This window comes from Paraburkholderia sp. RL17-383-BIF-A (genome assembly GCF_046028015.1).
GTDB lineage: Bacteria > Pseudomonadota > Gammaproteobacteria > Burkholderiales > Burkholderiaceae > Paraburkholderia.
In genome coordinates, this window is record NZ_JARESR010000029.1 from 18,475 (window position 1) to 32,833 (window position 14,359).

At 61.8% G+C, this 14,359-nt stretch carries 14 protein-coding genes; 6 read left to right on the forward strand and 8 right to left on the reverse strand.

The annotated features are described in order from the left end of the window. Nucleotides 1-57: 57 nt before the first annotated feature. The 6 genes from araD to P0D71_RS27020 form a co-directional block, all read right to left on the reverse strand. Nucleotides 58-1,809, reverse strand: a complete 1,752-nt coding sequence (gene araD / locus P0D71_RS26995; RefSeq protein WP_408482981.1) for an L-arabinonate dehydratase — start codon at nucleotides 1,807-1,809, stop codon at nucleotides 58-60. Between the two features lie 44 nt (nucleotides 1,810-1,853). Further along, on the reverse strand, nucleotides 1,854-2,792 hold the full coding sequence (locus P0D71_RS27000; protein WP_408482983.1) for an ABC transporter permease: 939 nt from the start codon (nucleotides 2,790-2,792) through the stop codon (nucleotides 1,854-1,856). Continuing rightward, the gene (locus P0D71_RS27005) at nucleotides 2,792-3,670 is read right to left on the reverse strand and encodes an ABC transporter permease (RefSeq protein WP_408184317.1); all 879 of its coding nucleotides are present in this window, start codon (nucleotides 3,668-3,670) and stop codon (nucleotides 2,792-2,794) included. Before P0D71_RS27005 ends, P0D71_RS27000 begins: the two co-directional genes overlap by 1 nt. Further along, the gene (locus P0D71_RS27010) at nucleotides 3,667-4,746 is read right to left on the reverse strand and encodes an ABC transporter ATP-binding protein (RefSeq protein ID WP_408482985.1); all 1,080 of its coding nucleotides are present in this window, start codon (nucleotides 4,744-4,746) and stop codon (nucleotides 3,667-3,669) included. The genes P0D71_RS27005 and P0D71_RS27010 overlap by 4 nt, the downstream gene beginning before the upstream one ends. Nucleotides 4,747-4,830: 84 nt before the next feature. Beyond that, entirely contained in the window at nucleotides 4,831-6,000 is a 1,170-nt protein-coding gene (locus P0D71_RS27015) for an extracellular solute-binding protein (protein WP_408482987.1), read from the reverse strand. A gap of 239 nt (nucleotides 6,001-6,239) precedes the next feature. Beyond that, the gene (locus P0D71_RS27020) at nucleotides 6,240-7,190 is read right to left on the reverse strand and encodes an SMP-30/gluconolactonase/LRE family protein (RefSeq protein WP_408482989.1); all 951 of its coding nucleotides are present in this window, start codon (nucleotides 7,188-7,190) and stop codon (nucleotides 6,240-6,242) included. A gap of 524 nt (nucleotides 7,191-7,714) precedes the next feature. Between P0D71_RS27020 and P0D71_RS27025 the strand changes: the two genes are divergently transcribed. Further along, nucleotides 7,715-8,419, forward strand: a complete 705-nt coding sequence (locus P0D71_RS27025) for a helix-turn-helix transcriptional regulator (RefSeq protein WP_408482991.1) — start codon at nucleotides 7,715-7,717, stop codon at nucleotides 8,417-8,419. On the opposite strand, the gene P0D71_RS27030 is transcribed toward P0D71_RS27025, so the two are convergent. Next, on the reverse strand, nucleotides 8,403-8,717 hold the full coding sequence (locus P0D71_RS27030) for a helix-turn-helix domain-containing protein (protein WP_091806631.1): 315 nt from the start codon (nucleotides 8,715-8,717) through the stop codon (nucleotides 8,403-8,405). The two genes, P0D71_RS27025 and P0D71_RS27030, sit on opposite strands and share 17 nt — an antisense overlap. A 154-nt stretch (nucleotides 8,718-8,871) precedes the next feature. Here P0D71_RS27030 and P0D71_RS27035 point away from each other — a divergent pair, with 154 nt between their 5' ends. Next, nucleotides 8,872-9,465, forward strand: coding sequence for an acyl-homoserine-lactone synthase (locus tag P0D71_RS27035; RefSeq protein ID WP_091806628.1), 594 nt, complete (start codon nucleotides 8,872-8,874; stop codon nucleotides 9,463-9,465). 144 nt (nucleotides 9,466-9,609) lie between these two features. On the opposite strand, the gene P0D71_RS27040 is transcribed toward P0D71_RS27035, so the two are convergent. Further along, on the reverse strand, nucleotides 9,610-10,299 hold the full coding sequence (locus P0D71_RS27040) for a FadR/GntR family transcriptional regulator (RefSeq protein WP_091806624.1): 690 nt from the start codon (nucleotides 10,297-10,299) through the stop codon (nucleotides 9,610-9,612). A gap of 300 nt (nucleotides 10,300-10,599) precedes the next feature. On the opposite strand from P0D71_RS27040, the gene P0D71_RS27045 reads away from it, so the two are divergent. The 4 genes from P0D71_RS27045 to P0D71_RS27060 all read left to right on the forward strand — a co-directional run bounded on the left by P0D71_RS27045 (nucleotide 10,600) and on the right by P0D71_RS27060 (nucleotide 14,255). Next, entirely contained in the window at nucleotides 10,600-11,067 is a 468-nt protein-coding gene (locus P0D71_RS27045; protein WP_408482993.1) for a universal stress protein, read from the forward strand. A 239-nt stretch (nucleotides 11,068-11,306) separates the two neighbouring features. Then, nucleotides 11,307-12,110 carry a helix-turn-helix domain-containing protein gene (locus tag P0D71_RS27050; RefSeq protein ID WP_408184324.1) on the forward strand — a complete coding sequence of 268 codons (804 nt, stop codon included), beginning with the start codon at nucleotides 11,307-11,309 and terminating at the stop codon, nucleotides 12,108-12,110. 121 nt (nucleotides 12,111-12,231) lie between these two features. After that, nucleotides 12,232-13,548, forward strand: a complete 1,317-nt coding sequence (locus P0D71_RS27055) for an SUMF1/EgtB/PvdO family nonheme iron enzyme (protein WP_408482995.1) — start codon at nucleotides 12,232-12,234, stop codon at nucleotides 13,546-13,548. Nucleotides 13,549-13,721: 173 nt separating this feature from the next. After that, on the forward strand, nucleotides 13,722-14,255 hold the full coding sequence (locus P0D71_RS27060) for a nuclear transport factor 2 family protein (RefSeq protein WP_408293802.1): 534 nt from the start codon (nucleotides 13,722-13,724) through the stop codon (nucleotides 14,253-14,255). The last annotated feature ends 104 nt before the right edge of the window (nucleotides 14,256-14,359 follow it).

Below are 14,359 nucleotides of genomic sequence, written 5' to 3' on the forward strand. Positions count from 1 at the left end.
CAGTGTTGTCGCCACTCTGCGGCGGCTACGTCACGCTCTCGACGGCCCTCGATAAACTCAGTGAATCTCCGGCTCGCCCGCGGCGTCCGGCTTCGGCGCTGCATGCGCGCCGCCGCGCTGCAGGAAATCGAAGTCACAACCTTGATTCGCCTGCATCACGTGCGCCTGATGCAGTGCGCCGTAGCCGCGTGTAAAGCGCGGCGCCGGTTTGACCCACGCGGCCTTGCGGCGCGCCAGTTCATCGTCCGTCACCAACAGGTTGAGTCTGCGTTGCGGAACGTCGAGTTCGATCATGTCGCCGCTCTCAATCAGGGCAAACGGCCCGCCGATGAACGACTCCGGCGCCACATGCAGCACGCACGCGCCGTAACTCGTCCCGCTCATGCGCGCGTCCGAGATCCGCACCATATCGCGCACGCCTTTTTGCAGCAACTTCCGCGGTATAGGCAATTGCCCCCATTCAGGCATGCCCGGCGCCCCGACCGGCCCGGCATGCTGAAGCACGATCACGCAGTGCTCGTCGATGTCGAGCATCTCGTCGTCGATGCGCGAGGCCATGTCGTTGTAATCCGCGAACACCACCGCGCGGCCGGTATGCACGAGCAGATGCGGCTCGGCGGCGCCGGGTTTGATCACGGCGCCGTCGGGCGCGATATTGCCGCGTAGCACCGCAAGGCTGCTGTTGGGCAGAAGCGGCTTGTCGCGGCGGCGAATCACCTCGTCGTTGAAAATCTGCGCGCCTTCGAGATTCTCGCCGAGCGTGCGGCCATTGACGGTTTGCTGCGATCGGTCGATCAGTTCACCCAGTTCCGCGAGCAAAGCGCGCAAACCGCCCGCATAGAAAAAGTCCTCCATCAGATACGCGCCGGTCGGACGAATGTTCGCCAGCACCGGCGTGCGGCGCGCAATGTCGTCGTATCGATCGAGCGTCAACTCGATGCCCGCGCGGCGCGCCAGCGCGATCATATGCACGATCGCGTTGGTCGAACCGGAGAGCGCGAGGCACGTGGTCACCGCGTTATCGACGGATCCGGCAGTGAGGAGATCGGAAGGCTTGAGGTCTTCCCACACCATCTCGACGATGCGTACGCCGGTTTTCGCCGCCATCTGCGCATGACGGGAATCCGCGGCGGGGATCGACGCGAAACCGGGCAGCGTGAAGCCGAGCGCTTCGGCCGCGCTCGTCATGGTCGACGCGGTGCCCATCGTCATGCAGTGGCCCGGCGAACGAGCGATGCCGCCTTCGATGCCTTGCCAGTCATCCTGCGTGATCGTGCCCGCGCGCAGTTCGGCCCAATACTTCCACGAGTCGGAGCCGGAGCCGAGCGTCACGCCGTTCCAGTTGCCGCGCAGCATCGGGCCGGCGGGCAGGAAGATGGCCGGCAGGTCCATCGAGATCGCGCCCATCAGCAACGCCGGGGTGGTCTTGTCGCAACCGCCCATCAGCACGACGCCATCAGCGGGATAGGAGCGCAGGGTCTCTTCGGCTTCCATGGCGAGGAAGTTGCGGTACAGCATCGTAGTCGGCTTCTGGAAGGGTTCGGAGAGCGTCTGCACCGGTAGTTCGACCGGAAAGCCGCCGGCCTGCCAGATGCCACGCTTCACTTCCTCGACACGCTGTTTGAAATGGGTGTGGCAAGCGTTGATCTCGCTCCACGTGTTGAGAATTGCTATGACCGGTTTGCCGGCGTATTCCTCGCGGTTGTAGCCCATCTGCGCGGTGCGCGAGCGATGGCCGAACGAGCGCAGATCGTTCACGCCGTACCAGCGGTGACTGCGCAGATCCTCGGGTTGCTTTCTCTTCGTCAATGTCCACTCCACGTTTCTCTTTCGCCCGTTTTTTCGGGTCTGCTTCAGCGCTTCTGTTCCTTCACGCGCGACACGATTTGCGTCGGGCTCACGAATTGCAGGGCGATCAGCACCCAGATCAGCGTGATCGCCATGTAAATCATCGCCATCGCATCGATCGACTGCGGCGCGCGCACGCCGGTCGAAAATACAGCGTAGTACAGCGCGACCACGAGCGTTTGCGTCGCGGGCCCCGCGGTGAAAAATGTCAGCTCGAACATGCCGATGGTCCGCACGAGCACCAACAAGCCGGCCGCCAGCATGCCGGGCACGAGCAGCGGCAGCAGCACGTAGCGGAAATAGCGGAACGTGTTGGCGCCGAAAATGCGCGCCGCCGCTTCGAGATTGGGATCGATCTGTTCGATGAACGGTGTCATCACGAGAATGACGAACGGCAGTGCGGGCACGAGGTTCGCCAGGATCACGCCGCTCAGCGTGCCGGCAAGGCCGACCTTGTACATGACCGTCGCCATCGGAATGCCATACGTGACGGGCGGCACCATCAACGGCAACAGGAAGATCAGCATCGCGAGGCGCTTGCCGGGAAATTGCACGCGCGCAAGCGCATAGGCCGCCGGCACGCCGAGCAGGACCGACAGCAGCACGACTGCGCCGACCACTTCGACGGTCACCCACAACACGCTCGCTAGTTGAAAATCGCTCCACGCCTGCGCATACCAATGCAACGTGAAGCCTTGCGGCAACAGGGTGCCGAACCAGCGCGTCGCCACCGAATTGACCGCCACGGTCGCGATCAGCAGCACCACGTTGAGGAGGAAGAACACCATCGCGCCCCATACGAGCACGCGCCAGACGCGGCCCGGCACGCTGGTGCGCTGCCGGCTGTGGCCGGTACGCTTATCCGGCTCGTGCGCGCCGTCGTCGTGATCTTTCGAAGCCGACGCCGGCCACGAACGCGGTGCCGCGCGATCCTCGGTCGTCATCAGCCTTTGCCTCCCGTCACCGGACCGCTGTAGAAGAAGCGGCGCGCGCCGAGCATCGCCGCAACCACCACGAGTTGCACGAAGCCCATCACCATCGCGATCGCGGAGGCCAATGAATAATCGTAGCTTTCGAATGCGGCCTCGGCGGCGGCGATCGACATGACGCGAGTCGGGCCGGCGGGCGCGCCGAGCAGCACCGCCGAAGGAAACACCGAAAACGCCTGCACGAACGACAGACACGCCGCCATCGTCAACCCCGGCACGAGCAGCGGCAGATAGATGCGGCGAAACTGCTGCCACGGACTGGCGCCGAGCGTCGCCGCCGCGCTCGCGAGCGTCGGGTCGATGCCGGTTACGTACGAGAGCGTCAGCAGAAACGCGAACGGAAAACCCGACACGATCAGCGAGATCAGCACGCCCCAGAAGTTATGCGTGAGGCGCACTTCGCGCGTATAGAGATGCAGACCCTGCAGCGCCTGCGGAAACCAGCCGTTCGGGCCGAAGTACGTGAGCATGCCATCCGCGATCAACACCGTGCCCAGAGTCACGGGAATCACCAGCAGCGTCGTGACCAGCTTCTGATAGCGCGAGTAGCGCCGCAGTGCAAACGCCACCGGCACCGAAACGCCCACGTTGATGAGCGTGGCGGGCACCGCGAGCTTGAGCGTGACGAGAATGGTGGGCCACATCGACGTGTCGGTGAAGAACGCCAGATAGTTGGCCCAGAGGCCGCCGCCGTTCATCGGCCGGAACGACAGCACCAGACCATACGCAAACGGATAAATGAACAACGCGACAATGAAGATCAACGCCGGCGCGACGAGCCACGCCTTGGCGTCGCGCGGCGCGAGCGGCGGCGACAGCGTGGGCGTATTCATGCCGCCTCTGCCTCGTAGACGAGCGTGCGCGAGGGCGGCACACGCAGGCTGATGCGCTCGCCCTCCGCGAATTCTCCGCCCACGCGCGCCCAGATATCGCCGAATGCGGTCTTCACCCGCAGCAACGAATCGCGGCCACCGTATTCGACGGTAGTCACCAGCGCGTCGAAAGCATTGTCCGCGCCGGGCGCGGCGCGTTCCATATCTTCGGGACGCAGCGCGACACTCACGCGTTTGCTGTTGAAACCGACCATTGGCATGCCGATCAAACGTACACCGTTTGCACTCACCAGCACGCCTTCGCCCTGCATGCCTTCGAGTTCGAATTCGGCCACGTTGCGATAGCCCATGAAACGTGCGACATGCAGATTCTGAGGCCGCGTATAGACCTCTTTCGGCGTGGCCACCTGTTGAACCACACCCTCCTTCATCACGACAATGCGGTCGGCCATGGAAAGCGCTTCGTCCTGATCGTGGGTCACGTAGAGCGTCGCGCGTTCGAGCTGGCTATGAATGCGGCGAATCTCCGCCCGCATTTCGATCCGCAGTCTGGTATCGAGGTTCGATAGCGGTTCGTCCATCAGGATCAGCGGCGGCTCGATCACGATTGCGCGCGCAATCGCCACACGCTGCTGCTGGCCGCCGGATAGTTGTCCGGGCAGCTTGCGTTCATGTCCGACCAGTTGCACGAGTTGCAACGCTTCGCGCGCGCGGCGCATGGCGTCGCTCTTGCCGACGCCGCGCATTTTCAGACCGAAGCCGACATTGTCCAGCACGCTCATATGCGGAAATAGCGCGTAGTTCTGAAACACCATGCCGAAGCCGCGCTTCTCCGGCGGCAGCACGTCGATGCGTTTGTCGTCGAGCCAGATGCCGCCGCCGCTCAACGGCTGCAATCCGGCGATGCAATTCAGCGCCGTCGATTTGCCACACCCCGAAGGCCCAAGTAACGCGATGAACTCGCCGCGCCGGATCGTCAGGTCGAGTCCGCGCAGCGCCGCGACCGCGTGGCCTTCAGCATTCGTGAAACTGCGGCTCACCGAATCGAGCCGCAACTGCTCAAAGTGATGCTTCATGGCGGTTTCCTGATGCGCGTGGCGCGTCGTGTCACGCACCACGCGTGGATCGCAACGCCATGCATGCATGGCCACACGCGCAGACTATTTGGTCTTCTGCGCGCCGACCTCGGTGTCCCATTTCTTGAATGCCGCGACCATCGCGGCGGCATTGAGCGGCAATGCATGCGGACGCTCGGTGAGTAGCTTCGCGTATTCCGGCCGGCCGTATTTCTTCAGCACGTCCTGGCTGTGCGCGGGCGCCTGCTCGACGCTCACGCCCTTGATCGCGGGACCAGGATAGAAATAACCGTCGTCGTAGGTCATGGCCTGCTGCGCCGGCTCGAGCATGAAATTCATCAGTTTGTAGAGCACGTCGAGCTTTTCCTTCGGCACGCCTTTCGGAATCACCATGTAATGCGCGTCGTTCACCCACGTCATGTTGTCGAACGCCTGCACGCGGAATTCGGCCGGCACGATGCCGAGCGCGCGCGGATTGATGTCCCAGCCTGTGACCGTCACGGTCATGTCGCGCGTGCCCTCGCCAAGTTCCTTCATCACTGCCGACGTGCCGCCCGGATAGTAAGGAATGCAATCGTTCAGTTGCTTGAGGAAGGCCCACGTCTTGTCCCAACCGTGAATCGGATCCTGCGGATCCTTGTCACCGAGCACGTAGGGCAAGCCCATCAGAAACGTGCGGCCGGGACCGGAGTTCGCCGGCCGTGCGTAGATCAGTTTGTCCGGATGCGCCTTGCACCATTGCAGCAATTGCTCAGGCGTTTTCGGCGGATCGCTGACTTTGGCGGGGTTGTACTCGAGCAGCGGACCGGCCGGCATATAGGCGACCTCGAGCCCGAAACCCTGCGCGAGATCCTGCATCTTGCGCGGGCCCGGCGCGTATTTGTCGAGCACGCCGGGGAACGCCGCTGCGTTGTCGGGCAGCAGCTTCATCCACAGAGACTGTTCGATGCCGGCGGCGAGCGCGTCGGTGCCGGTCAGCACGAGATCGATATCGGAGCGGCCCGCGGCCTGCATCGCCTTGATTTTGCCGGGCAGTTGTGGAGCGGGCGCGTTCGTGAAGGTGAGATTGGCGACGAGGTTCGGATACTTCGCCTTGAAGGCCTCGAAGCCCTTTTGCGTGAGTTGAAGGTCGCCGGCCACGTCGACGATATTGAGCGTGACCGGATCGGCCGCGTGCGCGGCGGATGCGAAGGCGGCGCTCGCCGCGAGACATACGGACACCAGCCTGAGCGCCAACCTGTCTGAAACAGTCATTGCGTCTCCTCGCTTCTTGGTATGTAAGTCCGCCGATCGGTTGCGCTGCGGACGGTGTCTTTCTACCAATGGAACATAGCGAAGCGGGACAGCTGATGTCAAGCAAATGCTCGCGGCAGCTTCCGGCTGCCGAAAATAACAGTTCTGGCGCTGAATCCTTGCCGTTCAATGATTTGCGCGCGGCATCCAAGGGCAAACCCGGAGCCGTTCATGAAATCTGATGACTACTTGCCAGACAACTAGCCGCCTTGCACACCTTGCGTATTCACATAGAGCGAATAAAGCCCGTGGCTTGCCGCCATGAACAGACGGTTGCGATGTCGTCCGCCGAAACACACGTTCGCGCAACGTTCAGGCAACGCGATATGGCCGAGCGGCTCGCCTTGCGGTGTGAAGACGCGTACGCCGTCGAGTTCGTCCGTGCCCATGCCCCAGCCGCACCACAAATTGCCGTGAATATCGACGCGAAAGCCGTCCGGCGTACCCGGACCCGCGTCGATCAACACCCGGTTGTTCGTCAGCGTGGTGCCGGTGCCGGTGCCGGCGCCTTCCACGTCGAACGCGCGGATCTTGCGCGGCTCGCCGCGCGATTCGACGATGTACAGGACCGACTCGTCCGGCGAAAACGCGAGGCCATTGGGTCCCAACACGTCGTCGGCAACCATGGAGACTTCGCCGGTTTGGCCGTCGACCCGGTACACGCATGCCGGCAGTTCGGACTCCTGCCGCTCACCCTCGTAGAAACCGTCGATACCGAAGGTCGGATCGCTGAACCAGATCGACCCGTCCGATTTCACGATCACGTCGTTCGGCGAATTGAAGCGCTTGCCGCGATAACGATCGGCGAGCACGGTGATCGAGCCGTCGTATTCCGTGCGCGTGACGCGGCGCGTCAGATGTTCGCAACTGACGAGGCGGCCTTGCCGGTCGCGCGTATGCCCATTGGCGTTGTTCGACGACTGGCGAAACGTCGACACCGTGCCGCTCGGTTCGTCCCAACGCAGGATCCGGTCGTTCGGAATGTCGCTCCACAGCAGATAACGTCCGTCGCCGAACCAGACCGGCCCCTCGGACCAGCGCGCGCCTTGATACAAACACTCGACGGAGGCGGAAGCGAGAATCAGCGGCTTGAAGCGCGGATCGAACTGACGGATGGAAGGATCGGGATAGCGTCGGCTGTTGTCGGTCATGCTGGCGGTTCAAGTAGGGGTTGGCTTGCGCGAATTCGTGCTCCAACGCGAGCCTCGCGAATTCCCTGTATTGCTTGCGAAGATCGCAGATTACTCTGCCTCTCTTTTGTATGACAATAGAGCCGGTGGGGAACGCATGCTGCGGCAATCGGCTGGCAATGCCGGTCGATTTCGGCAATTAGTGCGATTATGACTGATATTTTGGCAAGGATCGCCAATTAGAATCGTTTCACAATAAAGTTGCCAACGATTGGCATCAAAACGCTGTTGCGAGACATTTAGCGCCATTAACAGCCGGCAAATGTTAATTAGCGCATAAAATCGCGGCAAAACAGGCAACTCACTGATCGCCAAAGTGCGGCCTTAACCTTTTTGTTAGAAATCATTCCGGCTTTGCAAATTAAATTTTAGTGATAGATTGTGCAGATAAAAAACCACCGGACGGAATGCCGACCGCAGTTAACCGCAACGGGATGTTTGCGAGCCTGAGAGAGTAAAAATTGCCGCTACATTTTATCGAGGAGATGGCACCGCTACTGAACGCCGCCGACGAAGCGGAATGGTTCGGTGCAATCTCGGGTCTTGCGGAGACGTGGGGGTTCGACAAGCTGCTGATCGCCATGCTGCCGCGCCCGACGATCCGCCTCGAAGACGCCTATGTGCGTAGCACGTACGCGCCCGTATGGCGCCGTACATATGACGAGCAGGGACTGGTCCATATCGATCCGACCGTGTCGCATTGCGCGACACGCGCGGCGCCGCTGATCTGGTCACCGGATATTTTCACGACCGCGCCGCAGCTTTCCATGTACGAGGAAGCGCGTGCGCAAGGACTGCGCGCCGGCGTGACATTGCCGATTCATGGACCGAACCAGGAAGCCGGCATGATTTGCTTCGTCAATGACAGCAATCCCAACGACGAGTTCTGGCGTCATATCAACGTGGCATTGCCGAATCTGGTACTGCTGCGTGATCTCGTCATTGATACCAGCCAGCGGCATTTGAATACGCACGCCCAGACCTTATTGCCCAAATTGACGCCGCGTGAACGCGAATGCCTGAAATGGACCGCACGCGGCAAATCCACGTGGGAAATATCCCACATCCTGAACTGTTCGGAAGCCGTGGTGAACTTCCACATGAAGAACATCAGAACGAAGTTCGGTGTGAATTCGCGGCGCGCGGCGGCCGTAATCGCAGCCCAGCTCGGGCTTATTGACCCGGGTTGAGCAAAGCGGCGTCACGGCTGTAAAGCACGCGCTCGGCGCGGCCCAGATCGGCGTCGGACACGGTTTTGGTGAAATACAGGCCGAGCAGGATGGCGACCGGCGCCGGGATTTCGGCACCCGACTCGAAACGGCTGCCACGCGACTGCGTCACACCGAAGCGGGCCCAGAAACGGCGCTGACTCTCTTTTTTCTTTTTGCGGTAAGCAATGATCAGAACCCGGTCAACCGCCGTGGAAGGCTCTGCCGGGCGCGTTTGAAGGCCGGTTTGCGGCTGCCAATGATTTTCGAGAAGTTCCATTTTCGTGTCCTGTCGGTTGAGGGCAAGTGCTTGTCTCGAATTCTGCTTTACCCGATAAGCATGCACACCTATCCAGGTAGGTAGGTGGCGGAACGATTCAAAATGCATAAGTTTTCTTGCGTATTGGGTACCCCAACACGTTCAGGAGAACGTCATGCAAACAGCAATCCGGATTGGAATGCGTCAGGAATTCGATAACGAGGACATCAACGAGATGTACCGGCTGCGCGCCCGGGTATTTCACGGGCGGCTCGGGTGGGATATCCCGACTATCGCCGGCATGGAAATCGACGGCTATGACGCGCTCGGGCCGCATTACATGCTGATCCAGGGCGACAACAGGCAGGTGCGCGGCTGTTGGCGCCTGATGCCGACCGAAGGGCCGAATATGCTGAAGGACACTTTCCCGCAATTGCTCCACGGCGCGGCGGCGCCGGTTGGGCGGCATATCTGGGAATTGAGCCGGTTCGCGATCGAAACCGGCGGCGAGGAGCAATCGTTTGGCTTTGCGGACGTCACCATGCAGGCGATTCACGAACTGGTGACATTCGCCGACCAGATGGGCATTACGCGTTATGTCACGGTCACCACCACGCCGATCGAGCGCTTGCTGCGCAAGACCGGCATCGAAATCAGCCGGCTTGGGTCGCCGTTGCAGATCGGCGTGGAGCGGGCCGTGGCGCTCGATATCGCGGTGAGTCCAAAGACCCGTACTGCATTGTTCGGGCCGATCGCCGTTGCTGCCTAGCTGCTGCACCGCAGTTGCTGCGCCGCCATTTCGCCGCAACGGGTGGGGCGGCGCCAGCGCCGGGCCGGGCCTTGCCGGGCTCGCCTCGACCCGCCGGCGCCATGGCGCTTCGGCCCAACCGTTCGGCGTCGGCGCGCGGGAGACTCAGGAGCCGAACATTCTGTCGAGCGCGTTCTCGAGATGCGCTCGCATCGCATTTCCGGCGGCCAGCCCGTCCTTGCGGCGGATCGCTTCGAGCACCGCCTTATGCTCCGCCTGCACGAGTCGCTGCCGCTCTACCGTCTTCACCAGCGAAAGATTGCGCGACAGGTTCATGCTGAAGAGGATCTGCTCTTCGATGAACGACATGACCGTGATGAAAAACGGGTTCTTCGACGCACGCGCCACCGCGAGGTGGAACATGAAGTCGTCCTGGGCGCCGATACCCTGCGTTTCGATGATCCGCTCCAACTGGTCCCATGCATGCTGGATGGCAGCCATGTCGTCGGCATCGGCTTTGAGCGCCGCCTGCTCCGCCGCGCCCGCTTCGGTGACGATGCGGAATTCATAGCAGCGGCGTATGTCGGACAGCGTTTCGAGTGGGGCGAAGCGGCGCACGTCGGGGTCCGGGCGACGCGCGACCGTTGTCCCCGATCCGTGCCGCGTCGCGATGATGCCGTCGGCCCGCAAGCGCGCCAGCGCCTCGCGCACCGTTGGCCGTGATGTGGCAAAACGTTCGGCCAACGCATGCTCGGTTGGCAAGCGCTCCCCTTCCTTGTACTCGCCTTCGACAATGCGGTTGAGGATGTCGCCGTAGATTCTGTCGGGCAAACCCTTCGTTTTGCGCTCGTTCATCGGCGGGCTGCGGCAGCTTGTCTGAGTAGGTTCCAATTGTAAGGCAAACCCGACGCTGGTCTGATCACGTCCCTGCGTCCCGAAGTGCGGCGAATGCCACAGGTTCTGGCCGTCCGGCGCTTATCCGGCAAGACACCTCGACGCAAAATTTGACAAGAGTTTGATTTACATCCAGGTTGAGTGCATGTTCTTCAGCGACCATTTAAGCTTTCGTTGGCAATGAAGTGCCAATCGACGTGGCAATCGCCCCAGCCAATCGAAACGGCAGCGGCATTCAATTCCTCGAGACACGGAGTCGATATGTACACACGCATCCTTGTAGCGGTCGACGGCAGCAGTACCTCGCGCCGTGCGTTCGAAGCAGCGCTTGCGCTCGCCAAATCCAACGGCGCAATCTTGCGGCCGTTCTATGTCGTAGAAAACACGCCGCTTTATTTCGAAGCGCCCGGCTACGATCCCTCCGTATTGCGAAACCGTCTCGTCGAAGAGGGCAAGGAACTCGGCGCTGAATTCGCCAGGACCATGATCGAACACGGCGTGAAGGGCGAGCTGGTGGTAGGCGAGGCGTCGTCGCTCGATGATGTGGCAACGGTAGTGCTCAAAGCCGCCGCCCATTTCAAAGCCGATCTGCTGGTGATGGGCACGCACGGACGGCGCGGCTTTCAACGCCTGATCCTCGGCAGTGTCGCCGAACGCTGCGTGCGCCAGGCGAGCTTGCCCGTGCTGCTGGTTCCATCCGCCGCAGGTAAGACCGGCGACGCAGACTGAATGCAGCGGCGCGCGATGCACGCGGCGTATTCGCTGCTCGTGCGCCCGAGCTACAACGCACGACCTCGTGCAAGAGCGCGAGCAGGGCCTCACCGCTCGTTGCTTATAGCAGTTCCATCAGAATCGCCGCCAGCGATATCGATCAAGATACCTAACTTCCTGAACGCGTCATTTTGTCGCGAAGCAGGCAGTGTGGCCGGTGGGACAATCCTTCTATACCTGACCATTGGCTGCAGAACATGCTCACTCCTACTGCTGTTACGCGCTCCGACGGAACTGCTGAATCCACCGCGTCCGCCGCTAGCGCATTGCCGACGCGCGGCAGCCGCCGTGCGGTGTCGTCAAGGGCAAGCACGCGCACCACTGCGCGCTGTTCGAGTTGCGCCATGCGGCAACTCTGCATGCCTCACGGCCTGTCGCCCGACGAACTCGCGAAACTCGAAACGCTCATATGCTCCGCGCGCTCCGTACCGCGAGGTGAGGCGCTGTATCGCAGCGGGGACCGTTTCGACAATATTTACGCGGTGCGTTCCGGTTCGATGAAAACCATCATGGCGCACCGCGGTGGCCGCGAACAGGTCACGGGTCTGCGGCTCGCCGGCGAAGCGCTCGGCCTCGACGGCATCAGCAACGACGTGCATGCCTGCAGTGCCGTCGCTCTCGAAGACAGCACCGTGTGCATCGTGCCCTACACCGCACTCAAGTCGCTATGCCGGGAAATCAGTTCGATGCAGGAACGCATGCACAAACTGCTGGGGGAGCAGATCGTGCGCGAAGCAGCGCAGATGATGGTGCTCGGCTCGCTCTCGGCGGACGAACGGGTCGCCGCATTCCTGCTCGACGTGTCAGAGCGCAATGCACAGCGGGGGTATTCGTCGGCGGAATTCAATCTGCGCATGACACGCGAAGACATGGGCAGCTACCTCGGCATGACGCTTGAAACCGTGAGCCGCACCCTGTCAAGATTTCAAAAGCGCGGCCTGATCGACACACAGGGCAAGCACATACGGATCGTCGATCTGGAAGGTCTGCGGCGGGTCTAGCCTGCCGGCGGGAGCCCGGCCGATGCTCCCCGCCCACTTCTTTTAACGCGCTTTCGTCTTGGCATGGCTCCTGCGAGCGGGTACAGTCTTTAGTCCGTCCCCCGCAAGGAGACCCGGCGAAATGAATCGCGACCCCGCCCCGCATCACCCGCTCGTCCAGCGCCTGATCGAAGCGCGTCAAGTCACCGACGCACTGTTTTCTATCGTCAAACCCGAGTTTTTGTATGAACGCCCGATCCGTGAGCGCCACCGGATCGTGTTTTACATCGGCCATCTGGAAGCTTTCGATCGTAATCTGCTCGATCAGCGCCTGTGCGATCTGCCCGCGTTCGATCCGCAGCTCGACCAGCTTTTTGCCTTCGGCATCGACCCTGTCGACGGTGGTTTTCCGACCGATCAGCCCAGCGACTGGCCGTCGCGCGACACCGTTCGCGGCTACGGCTTGCGCGCGCGCGAGCAGATCGACCGCGAGCTGGATGCTCTGACGCATGCCGCGCAACCCGGCCGCGACGTCACCCAAGCCGCGACCGCCGGGCAATTGCTGAATGTCGCCATCGAGCACCGGTTGATGCACGCCGAGACGCTGGCGTACATGCTCCATCAGTTGCCGCTTGCGCAGAAGGTCACCGAACTGCGCGAGCCCGTCTTGACGCGCGGCGGAGCACGGGACGCGCTGTCGTCGATGGTGAGCGTGCCGGCCGGCGCGACTGTGCTCGGTATGGCGCGCGAAGGCGGCCGCTTCGGTTGGGACAACGAGTTCGGCGAACTGCGTGTCGACGTGCCCGCCTTCGAGATCGATCGCTACATGGTGACGAACGGCGCGTTTCGCGAGTTCATCGAGGCAGGCGGCTATCGCGAGCCGAAATGGTGGTCGCAAAAGGATTGGGCGTGGAGGGAGGCCGAGCACATCGAGCATCCCGCCTGCTGGTCGCGGCGCGCTCACGGCGAAGATAGCGAAGGCGGCGCGTGGATGCTGCGCACCATGTTCGACGAAGTCCCATTGCCGCTCGACTGGCCCGCGTACGTGAGCCACGCAGAAGCCAGCGCTTACGCCCGCTGGGCAGGCAAGGCGCTCCCCACCGAGGCGCAATGGCAGCGTGCCGCACACGGCGCCCCGCACGCCGCGTCGGGTAATTTCGATTTTCGCAGTTGGAACCCGCAACCGGTGGACGCGTATCCGGATAACGTCAGCGCATTCGGTGTCGAAGGTCAATTCGGTAATGGCTGGGAGTGGACCTCGACGGTGTTCGACGCCCTGCCCGGGTTCGAAGCGTTTTCGTTTTATCTGGGCTATTCCGCTAACTTCTTCGACGGCCAGCATTTTGTGATCAAAGGCGGCTCGGCGCGCACCGCGCAGTGCATGTTGCGGCCGACTTTCCGCAACTGGTTTCAGCCGCATTATCAGTATGTGTATGCGGGGTTTCGGTGCGTCAGGTGATTGACAAATAAAGCATAAGGCCGTTCTACCGGTCACCTTATGCTTTATTTGTCACCACCACATCAACGCTGGAGTCGTTCGGGAACGATCCCTGGCTGAAAAGGACGGGCAGGTTCGCGAACCGCGACCGCGCGACCAACAGCTTTGCCGTCCCGGATGACGGTGCCGCCGTCATGGCCTTCCTGGCAGAACGCACCGTCCGATCGCCGCATACGCGGCGCGCCTACGTCGCCGAGATCCGAAGGCTGATCGCACCTGTTAGCGATGCAGCGGACAGGCTTGCGGCTGTCGATGCCCTCTTCCGCTTCGCCGCTGGCATTGACCTTCGTGACAGGAATCTTCTATCGTCCTCTCTCGCAGAAAACGCCGTATCGGACTTTCGCCCGGCCGCTGCTAAAGCCGGGTTCGACTACCCGGTCATCGAGGGCAGAGAAGTTATCGTTGCTGCCTTGACTGCCTCTCTCGCGACACTGGATACAACGCACTCCGTGACAAACCCACGCGTCACCATCAACGGTGACACGGCGCGCCTGGATGCACTTGTGGAAGCCCTGCATGTCCCACGGGACGATCACACTCGTCACTATCTGATGAAGAACCGCTACGATGTCGAACTGGCAAGAGAGGGCGACGTCTGGGTCATCACGCGGAACACGGTCGACAATGTCTGGCGCTCTGGAGATCCTGCGGTTCTTTCTGTCGTATAGAGTTTGCTTGCCCGGAGACTGAATGGTGGTGTGATCGAGTTACCGTCACCCCCGACACGGCGCGGCTTTGATCGCTTCATTCGGAGCGTCGTAGGCTCTGCGCA

Excerpts from the sequence above, each read along its gene's own strand:
- P0D71_RS27055 (WP_408482995.1), top strand. The coding sequence starts at position 12,232 with ATGAATCGCGACCCCGCCCCGCATCACCCGCTCGTCCAGCGCCTGATC.
- P0D71_RS27010 (WP_408482985.1), bottom strand. The coding sequence starts at position 4,746 with ATGAAGCATCACTTTGAGCAGTTGCGGCTCGATTCGGTGAGCCGCAGT.
- P0D71_RS27005 (WP_408184317.1), bottom strand. The coding sequence starts at position 3,670 with ATGAATACGCCCACGCTGTCGCCGCCGCTCGCGCCGCGCGACGCCAAG.
- P0D71_RS27045 (WP_408482993.1), top strand. The coding sequence starts at position 10,600 with ATGTACACACGCATCCTTGTAGCGGTCGACGGCAGCAGTACCTCGCGC.
- P0D71_RS27060 (WP_408293802.1), top strand. The coding sequence starts at position 13,722 with ATGGCCTTCCTGGCAGAACGCACCGTCCGATCGCCGCATACGCGGCGC.
- P0D71_RS27015 (WP_408482987.1), bottom strand. The coding sequence starts at position 6,000 with ATGACTGTTTCAGACAGGTTGGCGCTCAGGCTGGTGTCCGTATGTCTC.
- P0D71_RS27040 (WP_091806624.1), bottom strand. The coding sequence starts at position 10,299 with ATGAACGAGCGCAAAACGAAGGGTTTGCCCGACAGAATCTACGGCGAC.
- P0D71_RS27035 (WP_091806628.1), top strand. The coding sequence starts at position 8,872 with ATGCAAACAGCAATCCGGATTGGAATGCGTCAGGAATTCGATAACGAG.
- P0D71_RS27020 (WP_408482989.1), bottom strand. The coding sequence starts at position 7,190 with ATGACCGACAACAGCCGACGCTATCCCGATCCTTCCATCCGTCAGTTC.
- P0D71_RS27025 (WP_408482991.1), top strand. The coding sequence starts at position 7,715 with ATGGCACCGCTACTGAACGCCGCCGACGAAGCGGAATGGTTCGGTGCA.
- P0D71_RS27030 (WP_091806631.1), bottom strand. The coding sequence starts at position 8,717 with ATGGAACTTCTCGAAAATCATTGGCAGCCGCAAACCGGCCTTCAAACG.
- P0D71_RS27050 (WP_408184324.1), top strand. The coding sequence starts at position 11,307 with ATGCTCACTCCTACTGCTGTTACGCGCTCCGACGGAACTGCTGAATCC.
- P0D71_RS27000 (WP_408482983.1), bottom strand. The coding sequence starts at position 2,792 with ATGACGACCGAGGATCGCGCGGCACCGCGTTCGTGGCCGGCGTCGGCT.